We start from the raw sequence: 17,382 nt of genomic DNA, 5'->3' as shown, positions 1-17,382 counted from the left end.
CCAGTCTCGATCGCCTTAAGAGGAAGATAGTGGGTTTGGAAGCAGTGGACAACTCTAATCCAAAAAAGACTGATGATCTTTTTCGAAAAATAAAAAAGCTTCCTCGTTGAGACGGAAGCCGTTAATAACAAATTTATAAAAAATAGCTCAGGAACAACCCAATCGACAGTAAAAATCCAAAAATAGTGTTGGTTTGGGCTGTTGCTTTCATAGCAGGCATCATCTGGAGCGGCACTGTTTTGCCAATGAAACCCTTGATCGCTTCCACCGCTTTCGGGGCGCTCAACACAACAAGAGCAAGCCATGGTGATGCCTTGGCACTTACAATCAATCCAAAAACCCAGACAAACGAGATAATGAATTTTCCGGCCAATAAATAGATCGCCCGTTTTCGGCCCAGTAATATGGCCAACGTTTTCCGCCCATTTTCTTTATCGCCATCGAGATCGCGAATATTGTTGGCAAGCAGTATCGCCCCGACCAATAACGCGATTGGAATTGAGACAAGAATACTGATCGTCGAGATAAAGCCTGTCTGAATATAAAAGGAAATTAAGATAATCATGATGCCCATAAACAGGCCGGCAAAGAGTTCTCCGAATGGGGTATAGGCAATCGGGATAGGACCGCCAGTGTATAAATATCCGGCAAGCATACAAGCGAGCCCAATTAATGCAAGCCACCATGTGCTGTTCATGCAAATATAAATTCCGATCAGGAGCGCGAGCCCGTACAAACCAAGAGCCAGTGAGATAACCGTTTTCGCAGAAATACCGTGTCGGACAATCGCGCCACCAATGCCCACTGATTCTTCGTTATCCAAGCCGCGTTTATAATCATAATACTCATTGAACATATTCGTAGCAGCCTGAATAAATAAACTGGCAATGAGCATTGCTGCCAATAAACCAATATGAATGTCAGTATCCTGGAGCGCTAACGCGGTTCCAAGCAGGACCGGTACAAACGCTGCTGTTAACGTATGGGGGCGCGTTAATTGCCACCAGACTCTCCAATTTTGTGAAGATGCAACAGGTGAAGGACTTGTGTGCATATGAGATTGCATCAATCTGTCTCTCCCTTATAAAAAATGATAGTGCAAACCTACTTATTTTATCGAAAGTGTATAGATTTGTCAAAAATATATAGATGGCAACCGTGTGAACTTTTTGTTTACAATTTTTAGTTTAGGTAATCGGATAAGCACTGTCAATGACTTTTTTCGTATATTTCAGGTTGCTTTTGCCAGCTGTTAAAAAGGAAATTATATAATAAGGAAATTACTAGGAATCATCTGATCAGCATTATTGACATTGCACTGGCAGGAGGTGTATCTTAAAATAAGTTTATAACGAAGGATAACAGCTTTATTTCGCTGTTATTGGAGGGATTTTTTTGGTTACTATTCAAGATACAGAGCTTAAGGAAGGCATATCGGAAGCGATAGATAGGGCCAGAAGGTTAGCAAAGCCTGTATTGGTTAGTGAAGTTCATAAACTCGGTCATATCGACCCTCTTGATTATTTCGCTGCTGGAAGGGAGCAATATCTCGGTGAACGGTTTTTTTGGAAGGATCCTTCCGGCCAAACCTTGATTATCGGCCTCGGGATATGCAAGCAAATTCAATCCGACCAGGCGGATGATCGTGTTCTTCAGACTGAAAAAGAGTGGAAGCGCTTTATTGAAGGCTCTGTCATTTATAATCCATACCCACAACCAGGGCTGGGTCCTGTTATGTTCGGTGGATTTTCCTTTGACCCGCTAAAACAGAAAACCCTGTTATGGTCAAAGTTTTCCGATTCTCTTTTCCATATCCCAAAATATATGCTCAGTATAATAGATGGACAAAGCTACTTAACAACTAATGTGGTTTGCACACAGCATGATGATGCTTCATTGGCTGAAAAAGTGGCGGCAAATCGGCAGGAGCTTCTTTCCTCTGCCGCAAAAACTGCCCACTACGATAGCGCTAAGCTTTTGCATAAAGAGGAGATAGATCCCGGGGATTGGAAAAATACTGTCTCCAATGTTGTCGCCGATTTGCAGGAAGGTTCGTTAAAAAAGGTCGTTCTTGCAAGGGAGCTCCGCCTCTATTTTAAAGAGGCAGTTCAAGTGGAAATGGTTCTCTCACGGTTGCTCAAGGAACAAAGAGAGAGCTTTATTTTTGCCTTTGAGTCAAATGGGGATTGCTTTATTGGAGCCTCCCCGGAAAGGCTTGTGAAAAAAGCGGCAAACCAGGTTAAGTCGACTTGCCTTGCCGGCTCGATTGCGCGGGGCAAAACTCTGGAGGAAGACAAACTCCTCGGCAAAACGCTGCTAACGGATCAAAAGAATTTAATCGAGCACCAATATGTTGTCGATATGATTAAAGAAGCTATGGCAGATGCATGTGAACATGTGGACATGCCGAACGAGCCGCAACTTTTAAAAATGAGGGATATTCAGCATTTATATACGCCCGTTACCGGGAGGCTGTTCCAGAATAAAACATTGCTTTCGCTGGTGAAACGGCTCCATCCAACTCCTGCATTAGGCGGCTCGCCAAAATACGAAGCGCTTGCGAAGATTAGAGAGGTTGAGGCAATGGACCGGGGTTTTTATGCTGCTCCGCTCGGCTGGGTGGATTATCATGATAACGGTGAGTTTGCGGTATCGATTCGTTCCGGATTGATTCAGGGAGAAGAGGCATCATTGTTTGCCGGGTGCGGAATTGTCGCAGATTCAAATGCGGAAAGTGAGTACCTGGAGACGGGAATCAAATTTCGCCCAATGCTTACAGCTCTTGGAGGAAGAATGGAATGAGTCATCAAGAAAATTTAACCGCGTATATCGCTGCTTTTGTAGGGGAATTAGTGACAGCTGGGGTAAAGGATGTTGTCGTAAGCCCCGGATCCCGATCAACTCCAATGGCGCTAATGATGGCTGCCCATCCAGAACTTCGTCTTTACGTTCATGTAGACGAGCGTTCAGCGGCGTTTTTTGCGTTAGGGATGGCCAAAGCTTCGCATCGCCCAACCGCAATTCTTTGTACGTCAGGTACAGCTGCGGCTAACTATTATCCAGCAATTATTGAAGCAAACAGCTCCAGGGTGCCGTTAATCGTCCTGACCGCTGATCGCCCCCACGAATTAAGGGACGTCGGGGCACCGCAGGCAATCGACCAGATTCATTTATATGGAAGACATGTGAAATGGTTTATGGAAATGGCGACGCCTGAAGATTCGCCTGATATGCTGCGCTATGCAAGAACTGTTTGCGCACGTGCTGCTGCAACAGCGTTAAGGGCACCGGCCGGCCCGGTCCATTTGAATTTCCCGTTCCGAGAACCTCTTTTGCCTGACCTGCTGAAACAAAATTTGTTCGAGCACGAGGAGAGAACCGACAAATATGTCGGAATCCACTCTGGAGATTTAACTTTGAGTACTGAAAAATATCAGGAAATTTCGAAACATATCAATCAATTTGAAAAAGGCATTATCGTCTGTGGCCCCATTGATAATTCTGAATTGACAGAATCAATCATTCAATTGGCGCAAAAGCTTCAGTTTCCAATCATTGCAGACCCGCTATCGCAACTCAGAAGCGGCAAGCATAACAAAGACTATATTATTGATACTTATGATACTTTCCTGCGAAATGACGAAGGCAGGCAGGCCTTAAAACCAGATCTGATTCTTCGCTTTGGGGCAATGCCTGTCTCAAAGGCTCTGTCCGGCTTTATAAAAGAAAACATTGCTGCTGTCCAATATGTGATTGATGGAGGCGCGGGCTGGCGGGACCCATCGGCAGCTGCATCGGAAATGCTTTATTGCAATGAGCGTGATTTCTGCCGCTCAGTAGCAAAATATGCTTCGTCCGCAAAGCGGTCCCGTTACCTGAAGAGATGGGTTGACTTGAACGATTTTACAAAAATGTCCCTGCGCAAAGTAAATGACATTGCAGAGCTAAGTGAAGGGAAGCTTTTTTGGCAGCTTGCTGAGTTCATCCCGGATCAGTCCGTGTTATTCGTGGCAAACAGCATGCCGATCAGGGATCTGGATACGTTTTTTCATAATAGCGAAAAATCAATCCGGATCATGGCGAACCGCGGAATTAATGGGATTGACGGCGTTATTTCAACTGCGCTTGGTGCTGCAGCTGTATCTGGCCCGGTTTATTTAGTCGTTGGAGATTTGACCTTCTTCCATGACCTTAATGGTTTATTGGCTGCAAAGCTGTACAGTTTAAATATTAAAATTTTGCTGATTAATAATGACGGCGGGGGCATTTTCTCATTCTTGCCCCAGGCAGCTGAGCCCGAACATTTTGAACTTTTATTTGGCACCCCGATCGGCCTCGACTTTGAGCATGTTGTGAGGATGTATCACGGTACTTTTACAAGAGTTTCGGACTGGAGCAGCTTTAACTCTGCATTCCAGCGAAATATCGAGGATGATGGATTGAGTGTAATTGAAATTCCGACAGCAAGAGACAGGAATTTAAGCGAGCATCGAGAATTGTGGAACGATGTTTCCCAGGAAATAAGCGGCTTTTTAAAAGAGGAATAATGATGAAATATGTTTTAAACGGAATCAACTTTCATGTCAGGCGGTGCGGCGACGGTTTTCCGCTAATTCTGCTTCATGGTTTTACAGGCGATTCGTCGGGATGGGAACCGTTCTGCAAGTTATGGGGAGGCCATTCTGAGCTGATCATGCCCGATATTATTGGCCATGGGAAAACAGATTGCCCCAATTCTCCCGATCGTTACCATATCGAATCAGCAGCGGAAGATTTGTGTGAACTGCTTGATCAGATGGAAATCGGACAAGCTGATGTTCTCGGCTATTCAATGGGTGGCAGGCTAGCGTTAACCTTTGCCAAAAAATATCCGGGCCGGGTGCGCAAGCTGATTTTAGAAAGCGCTTCTCCAGGTTTAAAAACAGCGGAAGAAAGATCGAGCAGGAGGAGCGATGATGAGCAGCTTGCCCAATTTATATTGGAAAAGGGAGTAGCACAATTTGTTTCTTATTGGGAAGAAATCCCCTTATTCTCAAGCCAAAAAAGCCTTTCTGAGCAGAAGAAGGAATTAATCAGGCAGCAAAGGCTGAATAACTCGGCAATTGGGCTGGCAAACAGCTTAATTGGAATGGGAACAGGGGCCCAGCCGTCATGGTGGAATGATTTAAGAAATCTGCAGCACCATACCTTGCTTATAACCGGGATATGGGATGACAAGTTTTGCACGATTGCTGCCCTGATGGCTGAACAATTGCCGCAACCCCAGTGGATCACCGTTAACAAAGCCGGACATGCAGTTCATGTGGAACAACCTGAAAAGTTTGGTACAATAGTAAGTAGGTTTTTGATTCATACATAAAAGGAGGAACGAATGATGACAGTTGAATGGGTAGCTGCACGAAATTATGAAGATATTTTATACGAAACATATAACGGTATCGCAAAAATCACGATAAACCGCCCTGAAGTACGCAATGCATTTCGTCCGAAAACAGTTTCGGAATTAATCGACGCATTTGCCTATGCACGTGATGACGCAAATGTCGGTGTGATTGTGTTAACGGGAGCCGGCGATGATGCTTTTTGTTCGGGCGGCGACCAAAAGGTGCGCGGACATGGCGGGTATGTAGGTGAGGACCAAATTCCCCGCCTGAACGTTCTTGATCTGCAACGCTTGATTCGAGTCATTCCAAAGCCGGTCATTGCGATGGTCAAAGGTTATGCGATTGGCGGTGGCCATGTGCTCCATATCGTGTGCGACTTGACGATAGCAGCGGATAATGCAGTATTCGGTCAAACCGGGCCGAAAGTTGGCAGCTTTGATGCGGGATACGGTTCGGGTTATTTGGCTCGAATTGTCGGCCATAAAAAAGCACGTGAAATATGGTTCCTATGCCGGCAGTACAATGCCCAGGAAGCGCTTGATATGGGACTTGTCAATACGGTAGTTCCGCTTGACCGGGTCGAAGAGGAAACGATTCAATGGTGTGAAGAAATTCTTGAAAAAAGCCCAACAGCACTTCGCTTTCTTAAAGCGGCATTCAATGCCGATACGGACGGACTTGCCGGCATCCAGCAGTTTGCCGGTGATGCAACTCTGCTTTATTACACAACAGACGAAGCGAAGGAAGGCCGGGACGCATTCAAAGAGAAGCGCAAGCCCGACTTTGGGAAATTCCCCCGTTTTCCTTGATCACTCCACAACAGCTTGATGGACCTCCATCAGGCTGTTTTTGTACAATGAAAAAAACGGGACAGAAGGAAGGAAGGAAGGAGGGTGATGATTCTGGATGGACAGTGCATTCCCAACTGGTTGAAAAAACGCGCAAACTTGACGCCAGACAGGATGGCCCTTTATTTTTCAGGGGAGTCTTATACGTTTAAAGAGCTTTATATAGAATCATTAAACGCGGCAGCGAAAATTGCCGGATTAAAGATCGACACGGGCGGTTATATTGCCGTACTTTTAAGAAATCATCCCGATACGGTGTTCATTTTATTGGCTTTGCAAATGCTAGGCATCAAAACGGTTATATTGAATAACCGCCTGTCGGCACAGGAACTTTCCTGGCAAATTGGCGATTCTTGTGCTGCTGCTGTCATAACGGAAGAGAGTTTTAGCAGTACGGCTGTTGAAATAACCAAAAAAATGGACGAGACAGCCGTTATCACGAAAGAGCAGCTTTTTGAGCGGCAAGACGGGCAGGCACAGATTGTCGATGAATTTTCGTTAGCAGATGTTTGTACAATTATGTACACGTCAGGAACGACTGGACATCCAAAAGGTGTGCTGCAAACATACGGCAATCATTGGTGGAGCGCGATCGGCTCCGCTCTAAATCTTGGCTTGATGGATAAAGATTGCTGGCTCTGTGCGGTCCCCCTTTTTCACATAAGCGGATATTCGATTCTGATTCGCAGCATCATCTATGGAATCCCGATCGTCCTTCATGAGAAATTTGTTGCAAAAAGGGTTTTGCACGATATCGCTAAATTCAATGTAACGATCATGTCAGTTGTCAGTGTGATGTTGGTCAATTTGATTGACGGCTTAAATGAACACGCGCTGCCCGCTTCATTTCGCTGCATGCTTTTAGGGGGAGGGCCTGCTCCTTTACCGCTTCTCGAAAAATGCAGAAAGAAGTCTATACCCGTTTACCAGACATACGGGATGACGGAAACAGCGTCGCAAATTGTGACGCTGTCCCCTGACTACAGCTTAACTAAGCTCGGCTCAGCAGGGAAACCGTTATTCCTTTCGCAATTAAAAATTGTCAATTTCCTTGGAAATGAAGCGGGGTCTAAAGAAGAAGGAGAAATCTTTGTAAAGGGCCCGAACGTGACACCAGGTTATTTGCATCATGATACGGTCATAGACCATAACTTTGGTGAAGGCTGGCTATCAACGGGAGATATTGGCTTTCTTGATGATGAAGGCTTTTTATACGTTCTCGACAGGCGTTCAGACCTGATCATTTCAGGCGGGGAAAATATTTACCCGGCCGAGATTGAAGGTATTTTATTATCCCATTTCGAAGTGTCCGATGCAGGTGTCATTGGAATAAATGATTCAAAATGGGGCCAGGTACCGGCCGCATTCGTCGTCCGCAAAAGTGGATCAGAAGTAACTGAGGATGATTTGGCCGCTTACTGCAAACAAAAGCTGGCAGGCTATAAGGTTCCGAAACAAATCAACTTTGTTGATGAGCTGCCGCGTAATGCCGCCAATAAACTGTTACGAAGAGATTTGCCCAAGCTGGTCAGAAAGGGGAATGAACGGGATTGAATCTAAAAGCAATCGGGCTGTATGTAATAAAAATGCCGTTGAAGCTCCCCTTCTCAACCCATCTTGGCACGGTTGCTGAGCGGGAGGCAATCATTGTTGAAGCAGTCGATACGAATGGCCTGAAAGGGTATGGAGAGGCTGTTGCTTTTTCTTCTCCGTGGTATACGGAAGAAACCGTCCAAACCTGCTACCACGTCCTGAAGGATTTTTTAATTCCATTGTTAAAGGATTCGGAGATTAGCCACCCGAATCAAGTCGATTTTCTTTTTCACGGAATCCGCAGAAACCATATGGCAAAGGCTGCCCTTGAAATGGCGATCTGGGATCTTTATGCTAAACAGAAAAATACGCCGCTGGCAAGGATTCTTGGCAGCACGGCGACATCGATCCCAGCCGGAGTTGTGGTCGGTGCAAAGACATCCTCATCAGCCATTGATCAAATAGAAGGTTATATTGGAGAAGGCTATTCACGGATTAAAGTTAAAATCAGTCCAGATAACGATTATGCTTTGCTTGCAATAATCAGGGAAAGATTCCCTGATATTCAGCTGATGGCGGATGCCAATTCTGCTTATACTCTCGATGATATCGAAAAGCTAAAGGCTCTCGATGAATTCGGCCTGTTAATGATCGAGCAGCCGCTTGCAGTTGATGATATCGTCGATCATGCGAAGCTGCAAAAACAGCTAAAGACACCGATCTGCCTCGATGAAAGTATCGTTTCTTTTGGCGATGCACGGAAGGCAATCGAGCTTGGCAGCTGCCAAGTGATAAATATTAAGATTGGCCGCGTGGGTGGACTGAACACGGCTCTGGCAATTCACGATTTCTGCAAAGACAGCGGAGTTCCGGTCTGGTGCGGCGGAATGCTCGAATTTGGCGTTTCCCGGGCTCATAATATTGCCTTGGCCGGTTTACCCGGGTTCACCATTCCAGGTGACATTTCTTCATCAAGCCGCTATTGGGAAGAGGATATAATCATCCCGGAGGTTACCGTTCGTCATGGCGCCATCGAGGTGCCAGATCAGCCCGGAATTGGCTTTGAAATCAATTGCAAGCGTCTTAGGGAAACGTGCAGCTTTGAAGAGACTTTTCGATTATAAATGCCTTCATTAAAAAACGGATTTCACCATGCACGGTGTTGTCCGTTTTTCATGCTCATCAGACTGCAATTTTCAGGAAAAGGATCTGTGCTAATATATAGATAGAACTAGCAGACTGGAGAATAGATGATGAGATACATAAAAGATCTACTTTCGTTTGGATACAAACAAGCACTTTCTTGTATATTTCCCGCAGTCATTTTTTTGACGCTCGCTATCTCGCAGTTGGTGTCCTTTTTGCCGTTGGCCCGCTATGATTTTATTTTGATTATTTGCCTTATTACCTTTTATTTGGATTGCCGAAAACATTGCCACCTTTTGGGGTGCCTGGCAATATCCAAATCAGCAGGACAGCTGGAGCCTTGTGGATTTTAGTAAAATAAGTTCATGGTTCTTGCTTGTTATTGTTAGCTTTTTGATTGTGGCGCAATTAAAACGCTTAAAGCAAAAACGACCGCTGTTAACCAGTGAATAGCGGGACAGGTGTAAACAACGGAAATCACAAAGAAAACAGGCAGAGTCTGCCTGTTTAATTGTTGCTTTAGGAGGGTTCAAATGTTTTACAATCTGTTTCACGGCTATTATCCGCCTGGTTGCCTGTATGGCTTACCACGTATATTTGCTCAGCTGCACAGCGATTCCCGTGTTCCCAATACGTGCAGTTATTCACTTCACACAATACGTCTTTTGCCATGCTGTATCACTCCTTTATGGTCGATACATGAATAGCTTTTGCCGAATCTGTGCCGATCATCCGTAACAAAAATAGGCAAGCGTCACTGGCAAAGGCTAACGTGCTTTTTTTCGCCGCAAATAGCGTTTGTCATTCATAAATAAGCTCCAAAAGTAAATAAAGCCTGGAAAAAGGATCAAAAATCCGACTATGTACGTTATAAACACCGCCTGGAATGAGTTAGGATCCGTGAAGCCGGACTCAATCGTTACTTCCGGATAGACGATATATGGAAGGTGAGCTTTTCCGTACACATAGCTAGCGACGAGATATTGAAGGGTGGTCGCAATCATCGCAGCGCGCGGCATTCCCTTTACTCCTTTAGCGGTTATGGATGGTAGAAACAGGGCGAGCCCGGCAATGAAAAAAAGTACAACTGAAATGATCAGCAAGTTTAGATCGCCAAGCATATTCTGATAAATCCATTCCGCTTCATTCTCCATCGTCACCATAATCATAAAAGCCATCAACAGCGAAACAGGTCCGACGATTAATGCATCTCTTCGGTATACATAATATGCTTCCATGGCATCGGATGCCTTTGAGTAGTCTGCAAGCAGCAGCGAAGACAGATATAGCGTACTGCTTACAGCAAAGGCAATAAACGCATACTCATGCTGGCTTGTAAACAGCCTGCCTATATTAAGTGTTTGCCCGTCACCTGAAAAATCGACAAACTCGCCATGGGTAATTGGCAGTACGCTGATCAGCAGCCCGGGAATAAGGATTCCCGTCATCCCCGATATGTACGTCAATACTTTTCGGTAGTCTTCAGCTACGTTGGAAAACACAAGAAAGGCGCTCCGGATTGCCAGCAGCAGTAAGATCATGCTTCCGGGAACGAGCAGTACGGTACCAAGCGTGTAGGCAGCTCCGGGAAATAAGCTGTAGACAGCAACAACAAGTGCGACAATAAATGTGTTCGTTACTTCCCATGTCGGGGACAGATAGCGGTTGGCAATATTAGTGGCCGTTGTTTTTTTTTTATTAAAATAAAGCATCGACCAGAAGCCGGCTCCAAAATCCATCGTGGCCATGACAGCATAGATAAAAACGAATCCCCATAGTACTGTAATGGCTAATAGTGCATCTGTCATGTTTTTTCACCCTTTTTAATTATTGGATCCGTACAATGGCACACCTTTTTGTTCGGCACGATTTATATCATCGAGAACGGTGTTCCGTTTAAAATAATAAACCAAAACGAAAACAACTGCTGCCCCGAGGACGGCATAAACAGCAACAAACAGAATAAACAGAAGTCCGAGATTACCTGTTGTGGTTGCTGCATCTGGTGTTAATAGAGCCCTGTATATTGCCCATGGCTGCCTGCCCGTGCAGGCAAAAATCCAGCCAAATTCGATCCCCAATACTGCTAATGGCCCAGATGCGACGAACAGCCACATAAAAAAGCGTGGAAACCTATCTTTTTTTAAAAACTTGTGCCATACAAACGCAGTGAGCGAAAGCAAAATTAACAGCATTCCGATTCCGACCATTCCATTGAATAACGTGTGCACAAACAGCGGGGGCCATTCTTCCTCCGGAAATTCATTCAAGCCGACGACAACGGTATCAAAGCTGTTGCCTGCCAAAAAGCTGAGAGCCCACGGAATTTCAAATCCCCATCTAACTTCCTGTGTTTCCGGATCAGTAATGCCGCCAACCGTTAACGGTGCATGCGATTGTGTTTCAAACAGGCCTTCGGCGGCAGCGAGCTTCTCCGGCTGGGTTTCATGAAGGTACTGGGCTGTTGCATGGCCATTAAATGCGGTGAAAAGCGAAAAAATGCCGCCGATAACCAAGCTTAGCATCAACGCTTTGTGGTGAAATCTATAAATCCGTGAACCGAAGTCGCTTTGCAGCATTTTAAACGCGGCAACCGATGCGACGACGAAAGCTCCTGTCAAATATGCAGACAGCGCAACATGGACAGCATTGACAAAAAACCCTGGATTGAAGAAAGCGGCCCACGGGTCGACATCGACAATTTGGCCATCGCGAATATTAAAGCCGGTCGGGCTTCCCTGAAAGGCATGAACGTTTGTAATTAAGACGGCTGAGGCGACCGCTCCGAATGCAACAAGTGTGAGACTGGCGATTCTTCCCCATGGCGGTATCCGTTCTGCCGCATACACATAGATCGACATAAATAAAGCTTCAATAAAAAAGGCATAGATTTCAATTTGAAATGGCAGCGCCATCACTCGGCCGATGACTTCCATAAATCCCGGCCACAATAAAGAGAGCTGGGTTCCGGCAATCGTCCCGGTCGGAATGCCGACGCCAAGCAGCACAGCGAACGCTTTCGTCCATCGTTTTGCCATCACGACATAATCCTGGTCCTTTGTTTTTTGATAAAGCAGCTCAGCTGTCAGCATCATTAACGGCAAACCAACGCCAATCGTTGCAAAAATAATATGAAATCCCATTGTTGTCCCGAATAAAGAACGGGCAATCAGCAAATCATCCATCCATAACCTTCCCTTCCATTGTTGTCCACATTTAAAGCTTAGTGTTTACAACAGAGAGATAAATATGTAAAAGTTTCCTTATTTTGCAGGAACATGTGCAAGAATGTGGAGCCATTATATCCGCAATAGCTTAAATTCAAGGTCGAACAGCTTTTTTTTCAACAACGGGACGGCCAATATGTTCTCCAATTTATCATTAGCACATAAAAAAACCTCCAATGAGGAGGTTTTATCCGTTTAACGCCTTTTCTAATGTCTGAAGATTTTTTTGCATAATGGTAAGATACGTTTCTTGTGCTTTAATATCTTTTTCGGTTAAGGTTGAGAGATTATGGAGGGTCATCGTTTCGGCACCGATTTCTTTTTGGACAATCTCGCTGAACTTTGAGCTGACATTCTGTTCTGTCAATATATACTGAAGTCCATGCTGATCGGCAAGTGCAATAATTTGCTCCAGGTCTCTCTGTGTGGGTTCACTGGCTGTTGACAGCCCTGAAATGCTGAGCTGCTCAATCCCATAGCGCGTTTCCCAATAGCCGTAGGCGGCGTGTGAAACAATCATTTCTCTATGGCTTGCTGTTTCGGCTACCTTTTCGAACTCGTGGTGAAGTTCATCAAGCTCGCCGGCGAGTTTATCAAAGTTTTCCTGGAATAAGCTCTCCTGTTCGGGCAGCTTTTCGGTTAACACCTCTTTAACAGCTTCTGCCAACTCAATGCAGTAAAGGGGATCGAGCCAGACATGGGGATCAATATCATGATCATGCCCGTGATCGTCAGCTTGGTTGCTGGAATCTGTATTTTCTTCTGTATGTGTACTGTCGTCACCATGAGAGTGCGAATCAGCTTTGCTATGATCGGCCTGGCTATCATCACTATGCTCATCATTGTCGGCACGCACATGATCGTGGTTGACTGTGTTAAGATCGACATGATCACCGGCAGCAACTAGGGTAACTTTCTCATTTTCCAAAGTGTGTTTTGCCTTTTCGACAAAGCCTTCCAGCCCGAGGCCAATATAAATAAAAGCATCTGCTTCCGCCAACTTTAGCATATCTTTTTGGGAAGGCTCAAAAGTGTGCTCATCAGCTCCAGGCGGGTAAATGGTTTTTACATCGACATATTTGCCGCCGATTCTTTCTGTAAAATATTGAAGCGGGTAAACAGTCGTGTATAATTTTAACGCCTGATCTTCCCCCTGTTCCGGCGTTTCTTTGTTATTACAGCCGGATAAAAATATGCTGATCGGGAGTAAAATAGAGATAAAAACGAGTAATTTTTTCATAACTGCTCCTTCCTGTTGCGAAAATTCGTATTCATTCCGATTTAAGCAGGAAAAAATTTTATTAGTGAAGTCGGCTCTAGGACTGTCACCGAGTAAAGTCGGACCTAGGACTTTACCGTGTGAAGTCGGACCTAGGGATTAGTGCTATTAGTAGTCAGGATGCTAGTTTAGTAGATAATGCGGAATCGTTACGATTTATCCTTCTGTATAATACAAAAGATAATCTGAAAATGCAAGGAAAAAATTTGCTTGTTTTCACTTCTTTTATGTATTCTAAATAAAAGGAAATCTAAATAATATAGAAAAGGTGATAAATCTGAAGCTGCTTAATGAGATCTTAACTTATAATGAACAATTTGTTGCGGAAAAAAAATATGAGGAGTTTGTGACAACCAAGTTCCCGAATAAACGGATGGTTATTCTCACCTGTATGGATACCCGTTTGCTCGAATTACTGCCGAAGGCATTAAACGTCGGCAACGGAGATGTAAAGCTTGTTAAAAATGCCGGAGCCTTGATTATGCATCCATTCGGAAGCATTATGAGAAGCATCTTGATTGCGATCTACGAGCTACAGGCAGAGGAAGTATTTATTATTGGCCATCATGACTGCGGGATGAGCGGAATCAAGGCAGAGAATGTGATGGGGAAAATGAGGGAGCGAGGCATCAAGAAAGAAATGCTTGAAACCCTTGCCTATTCGGGTATTAATATAGCTGATTGGCTGCATGGATTTAACAATGTTAGTGAAAGTGTTGCACACAGTGTTGACATCGTGAAAAAGCATCCATTATTACCGGCCGACATTCCTGTACATGGGCTTGTAATTGATCCGGAAACAGGAAAACTCGATTTGGTGGTTAACGGTTATAAAGACTAATTTTTCACCTTTTTCTCGGGTACCGGATCAAAGCCGCCGGGATGGAGTGGGTGGCATTTGACGATTCGTTTAAGCGTCAACCATGACCCTTTGAATGGACCGAACCTTTTCACCGCCTCGAGTCCATAATGGGAGCAGGTTGGATAAAACCGGCATGTCGGCGGTTTTAAGGGTGAAATAATGGTTTGATAAAAACGGATCACGCCGATCAACAATTTCTGCAGCATTTCACATCAGGCTCACTTTCAATAGTATCAAACATTAAAAACAAGATACCATAAAATTTGGATTGCGTCTAAATAGATAAAATCCGTTTAATTAGATGAAAAAACTCGGAATTTGCGCTATGATATACATAGACTAAAAAAGGAGTGATGATTCATGCCTTCAGTTGAAAGCTTTGATTTAGATCATAATGCCGTAAAAGCACCTTATGTCAGGCACTGCGGCGTTCATAAAGTTGGCAGTGACGGTGTAGTAAATAAATTCGATATCCGTTTTATCCAGCCAAACAAGGGTGCAATGAAACCAGATGCGATTCATACACTCGAGCATTTGCTCGCCTTCAATATTCGCAAGCATGCGGAAAAATATGACCATTTTGATATAATTGATATCTCACCAATGGGTTGCCAGACGGGCTACTACCTTGTCGTAAGCGGAGAGCCGAAAGTCGAAGAAATCATCGACCTTTTGGAAGATACCATGAAGGATGCTATTGAAATCACTGATATTCCAGCAGCTAATGAACGGCAGTGCGGCCAGGCCAAATTGCATGACCTTGAAGGAGCCAAACGCCTGATGCGCTTCTGGCTTGAACAGGGCAAAGAAGATTTAAAACAAGTATTTGCGTAAATAGACGAAGAACTGGCTCGTATGAGTCAGTTCTTATTTAATTCAAATTCTTGGTTTTATCTTCTGTCCCCTGTCCTTCTGTGAATCGATCTTGTCTAAATGGGGATTTTCCTCAAGCGGATCAACGGTATGCTTGTAGCCATAGGCTTTGGATGTTGTGATGACACTAATCAGCAGTACTGCGAGAACGATAATCACGGAAACAATTAAAACAGCATACATAAATTTTCCTCCTTTATCTAAAAATATTTTATCACGATATTGTGAACACGGGGTAATTAACCGCTAAAATCGTTGATACTCCAATGTTTGATTTGAAGATAACAGGGTAACATAACATCGGGAGGATGATAAGTGATGTCACAGGAATTAATTCAATCATTAAACAAGCAAGTGGCCAACTGGACTGTATTGTACGTTAAGCTTCATAATTTCCATTGGTTTATCAAGGGGCCGCATTTCTTTACGCTTCATGAAAAGTTTGAAGAGCTGTATAACGAAGCAGCCGTATACATTGACGAGTTGGCCGAGCGCATTCTTGCCCTTGAAGGGAGACCGGTTGCAACGATGAGGGAATACCTCGAGCTGTCATCGGTGAAGGAAGCAACAGGCAGTGAAAACGAAGAAGATATGGTGCGCACAATCAGTGACGATTTTTCAACAGTGGCTGCAGAGCTTCAGGAGGCCATCAACTTAGCCGAAGCAGCTGAAGATGAAGGAACAGCGGACATCCTAATTGGCATTAAGAAAAGCCTGCGAAAGCATACTTGGATGTTCAACGCATACCTAAAATAAACTTAAACGGGACCGCATCGCGGCCCCGTTTTTTTATAGAAAGCTATCCAGGCTCCTCTTTGTCCTTAAAAAAAAGAAGCTGGTGAAAATCAGCTTCTTTTTGCATCTCTATGTATGGTTAATGAATGTTTCGCGCATGAAAGGGGTAGGAGCGCTGATCAAATTCCTCCTGGGCAAACTTCCCTTTTAAGCTTTCGATCAAGTATATTCCCATTAAATCGTACAGCTCCTGTTTATCCATCTCCTTGATCAGGCTTAATAAATCGTCATAGCTCATCTCTTCAAGGAATGCAAAGGCTAACATATCAATGTCTTCCTCATCTCCGGTAAGCTTATTTCGGTAAAGCTCATACAGCTCATCAACAAGTTTCAAGTTTATCACCCCCGACAATACATTTTACTCAGACCCTAAATGCGATTGAATCTATAGTTATTCAATACCCTTAATGGTGAAAAATATTCCATGGAACTCTTTGTTCACTTTAGATATTATCCTTTTCTCTCGCAAAAATACAGCGAAAGCTTCTGTATATTATCACAGTAAAAGTGGGAAAAGAAAGAAAAGGGGATGACTAAATGGATAAGTCCACAAAAACTTATTATATAAGCGTAGGGACAGGTGAGATTTCGCAAAGCTCTACCGCCTCACCATGGAATTTTCAAATCCATGCGACCGATGAAGAGATCACCATTTTAAGAGAATATTTTGAACAAAATTATTCGACCGAATGGCAAAATTTTTTCCGTGCCCATGTTCCATACGTTCAATACCATTATGACCGCGAAAATGATGCTTACGATGAAACGATGAAGAAGATTTATGGAATGATTTATGAATTGGGCGATGAGCAGGCAAAAAATCATATCGAGGAAATGGGCATTTTAACCGATAAAAATTAGTTAATCACCCCGGAATAGCGTTACGTTAGGCGATTACTATATAATAATAGCATGAACGGAAATTGCGAGCGGGGTAGATTATGAAAGAATTTCACGATCAAAATGGACAGCCTGTGCGGCTTTCCTTTCAACCAAACCAATTCTCACTACCGAGCAGGCATGTCCTTGTTATCTGTCGTTTTCAAGACAAGTGGCTGCTTACCAGCCATAAAATCCGCGGACTTGAATTCCCGGGCGGAAAAACGGAGAGCGGAGAAACATTAGAGGAAGCTGCGAGAAGGGAAGTTTTCGAGGAAACCGGTGCCCGGTTACAAAGCCTTCATTATGTTGGCGAATATGAAGTGGGTGGTGAAATTCCCTTTGTCAAAACAATTTTCTATGGCGTCGTTGAACGGATCGAAGAAAGGGAAACATTCTTTGAAACAAATGGCCCTGTTTTCATCTCAGGTCCATTGCTCAAAGCCAGGCTCAAAGATGAGTACAGCTTCATCATGCAGGATGACGTCATCGCCACGAGCTTGCTTGAAATAAAGCGGAAATTTGATTCGAAAATGGATATCTAATATAGAAAAAC

At 44.1% G+C, this 17,382-nt stretch carries 20 protein-coding genes and 1 pseudogene; 13 read left to right on the top strand and 8 right to left on the bottom strand.

The features are described 5' to 3' along the window. Positions 1 to 133: 133 nt before the first annotated feature. The gene (locus tag CU635_RS06800) at positions 134 to 1,066 is read right to left on the bottom strand and encodes a 1,4-dihydroxy-2-naphthoate polyprenyltransferase (protein ID WP_101576420.1); all 933 of its coding nucleotides are present in this window, start codon (positions 1,064 to 1,066) and stop codon (positions 134 to 136) included. Between the two features lie 329 nt (positions 1,067 to 1,395). Between CU635_RS06800 and CU635_RS06795 the strand changes: the two genes are divergently transcribed. The 8 genes and pseudogenes from CU635_RS06795 to CU635_RS24325 all read left to right on the top strand — a co-directional run. Then, positions 1,396 to 2,802: an isochorismate synthase gene (locus CU635_RS06795; protein ID WP_101576419.1), complete on the top strand. Its 1,407-nt coding sequence runs from the start codon at positions 1,396 to 1,398 to the stop codon at positions 2,800 to 2,802. Continuing rightward, positions 2,799 to 4,547, top strand: a complete 1,749-nt coding sequence (menD, locus tag CU635_RS06790) for a 2-succinyl-5-enolpyruvyl-6-hydroxy-3-cyclohexene-1-carboxylic-acid synthase (RefSeq protein ID WP_101576418.1) — start codon at positions 2,799 to 2,801, stop codon at positions 4,545 to 4,547. The genes CU635_RS06795 and menD overlap by 4 nt, the downstream gene beginning before the upstream one ends. Positions 4,548 to 4,549: 2 nt before the next feature. Next, complete coding sequence (gene menH / locus CU635_RS06785) at positions 4,550 to 5,359, top strand: 2-succinyl-6-hydroxy-2,4-cyclohexadiene-1-carboxylate synthase (protein WP_101576417.1); 810 nt, start codon at positions 4,550 to 4,552, stop codon at positions 5,357 to 5,359. A 15-nt stretch (positions 5,360 to 5,374) separates the two neighbouring features. Further along, on the top strand, positions 5,375 to 6,193 hold the full coding sequence (gene menB / locus CU635_RS06780) for a 1,4-dihydroxy-2-naphthoyl-CoA synthase (RefSeq protein WP_101576416.1): 819 nt from the start codon (positions 5,375 to 5,377) through the stop codon (positions 6,191 to 6,193). An 87-nt stretch (positions 6,194 to 6,280) separates the two neighbouring features. Continuing rightward, positions 6,281 to 7,786 (top strand): o-succinylbenzoate--CoA ligase, encoded by a 1,506-nt coding sequence (locus tag CU635_RS06775; RefSeq protein WP_245917359.1) that lies wholly within the window; start codon positions 6,281 to 6,283, stop codon positions 7,784 to 7,786. Then, on the top strand, positions 7,783 to 8,889 hold the full coding sequence (gene menC / locus CU635_RS06770) for an o-succinylbenzoate synthase (protein WP_101576415.1): 1,107 nt from the start codon (positions 7,783 to 7,785) through the stop codon (positions 8,887 to 8,889). The genes CU635_RS06775 and menC overlap by 4 nt, the downstream gene beginning before the upstream one ends. A 126-nt stretch (positions 8,890 to 9,015) precedes the next feature. Then, positions 9,016 to 9,264 (top strand): DUF817 family protein, encoded by a 249-nt coding sequence (locus CU635_RS06765; RefSeq protein ID WP_425427510.1) that lies wholly within the window; start codon positions 9,016 to 9,018, stop codon positions 9,262 to 9,264. Further along, positions 9,176 to 9,364, top strand: a pseudogene (locus CU635_RS24325) (DUF817 family protein); the annotation flags it as partial. The gene CU635_RS06765 and the pseudogene CU635_RS24325, both read left to right, overlap by 89 nt. 66 nt (positions 9,365 to 9,430) lie before the next feature. Here CU635_RS24325 and CU635_RS06760 read toward each other — a convergent pair. From CU635_RS06760 to CU635_RS06745, 4 genes are all read right to left on the bottom strand, one after another. Continuing rightward, complete coding sequence (locus tag CU635_RS06760) at positions 9,431 to 9,583, bottom strand: DUF1540 domain-containing protein (RefSeq protein ID WP_101576414.1); 153 nt, start codon at positions 9,581 to 9,583, stop codon at positions 9,431 to 9,433. Positions 9,584 to 9,678: 95 nt separating this feature from the next. Further along, positions 9,679 to 10,719 (bottom strand): cytochrome d ubiquinol oxidase subunit II, encoded by a 1,041-nt coding sequence (locus CU635_RS06755; RefSeq protein ID WP_101576413.1) that lies wholly within the window; start codon positions 10,717 to 10,719, stop codon positions 9,679 to 9,681. Positions 10,720 to 10,734: 15 nt separating this feature from the next. Beyond that, complete coding sequence (locus CU635_RS06750; protein WP_101576412.1) at positions 10,735 to 12,096, bottom strand: cytochrome ubiquinol oxidase subunit I; 1,362 nt, start codon at positions 12,094 to 12,096, stop codon at positions 10,735 to 10,737. 229 nt (positions 12,097 to 12,325) lie between these two features. Then, positions 12,326 to 13,378, bottom strand: a complete 1,053-nt coding sequence (locus CU635_RS06745) for a metal ABC transporter solute-binding protein, Zn/Mn family (RefSeq protein ID WP_101576411.1) — start codon at positions 13,376 to 13,378, stop codon at positions 12,326 to 12,328. Between the two features lie 316 nt (positions 13,379 to 13,694). Here CU635_RS06745 and CU635_RS06740 point away from each other — a divergent pair, with 316 nt between their 5' ends. Next, the gene (locus CU635_RS06740) at positions 13,695 to 14,258 is read left to right on the top strand and encodes a beta-class carbonic anhydrase (RefSeq protein ID WP_101576430.1); all 564 of its coding nucleotides are present in this window, start codon (positions 13,695 to 13,697) and stop codon (positions 14,256 to 14,258) included. On the opposite strand, the gene yidD is transcribed toward CU635_RS06740, so the two are convergent. Continuing rightward, on the bottom strand, positions 14,255 to 14,485 hold the full coding sequence (gene yidD / locus CU635_RS06735) for a membrane protein insertion efficiency factor YidD (RefSeq protein ID WP_101576410.1): 231 nt from the start codon (positions 14,483 to 14,485) through the stop codon (positions 14,255 to 14,257). The two genes, CU635_RS06740 and yidD, sit on opposite strands and share 4 nt — an antisense overlap. A 154-nt stretch (positions 14,486 to 14,639) precedes the next feature. Between yidD and CU635_RS06730 the strand changes: the two genes are divergently transcribed. Next, positions 14,640 to 15,113, top strand: coding sequence for an S-ribosylhomocysteine lyase (locus CU635_RS06730; protein WP_101576409.1), 474 nt, complete (start codon positions 14,640 to 14,642; stop codon positions 15,111 to 15,113). A 42-nt stretch (positions 15,114 to 15,155) separates the two neighbouring features. Here CU635_RS06730 and ytzI read toward each other — a convergent pair whose 3' ends face one another. Then, on the bottom strand, positions 15,156 to 15,335 hold the full coding sequence (gene ytzI, locus CU635_RS06725) for a YtzI protein (RefSeq protein ID WP_101576408.1): 180 nt from the start codon (positions 15,333 to 15,335) through the stop codon (positions 15,156 to 15,158). A 135-nt stretch (positions 15,336 to 15,470) separates the two neighbouring features. On the opposite strand from ytzI, the gene CU635_RS06720 reads away from it, so the two are divergent. Further along, positions 15,471 to 15,908 (top strand): Dps family protein, encoded by a 438-nt coding sequence (locus CU635_RS06720; protein WP_101576407.1) that lies wholly within the window; start codon positions 15,471 to 15,473, stop codon positions 15,906 to 15,908. Between the two features lie 118 nt (positions 15,909 to 16,026). Here CU635_RS06720 and CU635_RS06715 read toward each other — a convergent pair whose 3' ends face one another. Continuing rightward, complete coding sequence (locus tag CU635_RS06715) at positions 16,027 to 16,281, bottom strand: DUF6154 family protein (protein WP_101576406.1); 255 nt, start codon at positions 16,279 to 16,281, stop codon at positions 16,027 to 16,029. Positions 16,282 to 16,484: 203 nt separating this feature from the next. Between CU635_RS06715 and CU635_RS06710 the strand changes: the two genes are divergently transcribed. Continuing rightward, positions 16,485 to 16,808 carry a hydrolase gene (locus CU635_RS06710; RefSeq protein WP_101576405.1) on the top strand — a complete coding sequence of 108 codons (324 nt, stop codon included), beginning with the start codon at positions 16,485 to 16,487 and terminating at the stop codon, positions 16,806 to 16,808. An 80-nt stretch (positions 16,809 to 16,888) separates the two neighbouring features. After that, positions 16,889 to 17,371, top strand: a complete 483-nt coding sequence (ytkD, locus tag CU635_RS06705; protein WP_101576404.1) for an RNA deprotection pyrophosphohydrolase — start codon at positions 16,889 to 16,891, stop codon at positions 17,369 to 17,371. Positions 17,372 to 17,382 lie beyond the last annotated feature (11 nt).

Origin of the sequence: Bacillus canaveralius, from assembly GCF_002860125.1 — a bacterium.
GTDB classification, from domain to species: domain Bacteria; phylum Bacillota; class Bacilli; order Bacillales; family Cytobacillaceae; genus Bacillus_BJ; species Bacillus_BJ canaveralius.
Note: the sequence above shows the minus strand (reverse complement) of the source record. Positions and strands in the feature narration are given on the sequence as shown.

Coding starts and splice junctions, on each gene's coding strand:
- menD (WP_101576418.1), top strand. CDS start 2,799: ATGAGTCATCAAGAAAATTTAACCGCGTATATCGCTGCTTTTGTAGGG.
- yidD (WP_101576410.1), bottom strand. CDS start 14,485: ATGCTGCAGAAATTGTTGATCGGCGTGATCCGTTTTTATCAAACCATT.
- CU635_RS06730 (WP_101576409.1), top strand. CDS start 14,640: ATGCCTTCAGTTGAAAGCTTTGATTTAGATCATAATGCCGTAAAAGCA.
- menB (WP_101576416.1), top strand. CDS start 5,375: ATGACAGTTGAATGGGTAGCTGCACGAAATTATGAAGATATTTTATAC.
- CU635_RS06720 (WP_101576407.1), top strand. CDS start 15,471: ATGTCACAGGAATTAATTCAATCATTAAACAAGCAAGTGGCCAACTGG.
- CU635_RS06760 (WP_101576414.1), bottom strand. CDS start 9,583: ATGGCAAAAGACGTATTGTGTGAAGTGAATAACTGCACGTATTGGGAA.
- CU635_RS06710 (WP_101576405.1), top strand. CDS start 16,485: ATGGATAAGTCCACAAAAACTTATTATATAAGCGTAGGGACAGGTGAG.
- menH (WP_101576417.1), top strand. CDS start 4,550: ATGAAATATGTTTTAAACGGAATCAACTTTCATGTCAGGCGGTGCGGC.
- CU635_RS06755 (WP_101576413.1), bottom strand. CDS start 10,719: ATGACAGATGCACTATTAGCCATTACAGTACTATGGGGATTCGTTTTT.
- ytzI (WP_101576408.1), bottom strand. CDS start 15,335: ATGTATGCTGTTTTAATTGTTTCCGTGATTATCGTTCTCGCAGTACTG.
- ytkD (WP_101576404.1), top strand. CDS start 16,889: ATGAAAGAATTTCACGATCAAAATGGACAGCCTGTGCGGCTTTCCTTT.
- CU635_RS06765 (WP_425427510.1), top strand. CDS start 9,016: ATGATGAGATACATAAAAGATCTACTTTCGTTTGGATACAAACAAGCA.
- CU635_RS06800 (WP_101576420.1), bottom strand. CDS start 1,066: ATGCAATCTCATATGCACACAAGTCCTTCACCTGTTGCATCTTCACAA.
- CU635_RS06775 (WP_245917359.1), top strand. CDS start 6,281: ATGATTCTGGATGGACAGTGCATTCCCAACTGGTTGAAAAAACGCGCA.
- CU635_RS06750 (WP_101576412.1), bottom strand. CDS start 12,096: ATGGATGATTTGCTGATTGCCCGTTCTTTATTCGGGACAACAATGGGA.
- CU635_RS06745 (WP_101576411.1), bottom strand. CDS start 13,378: ATGAAAAAATTACTCGTTTTTATCTCTATTTTACTCCCGATCAGCATA.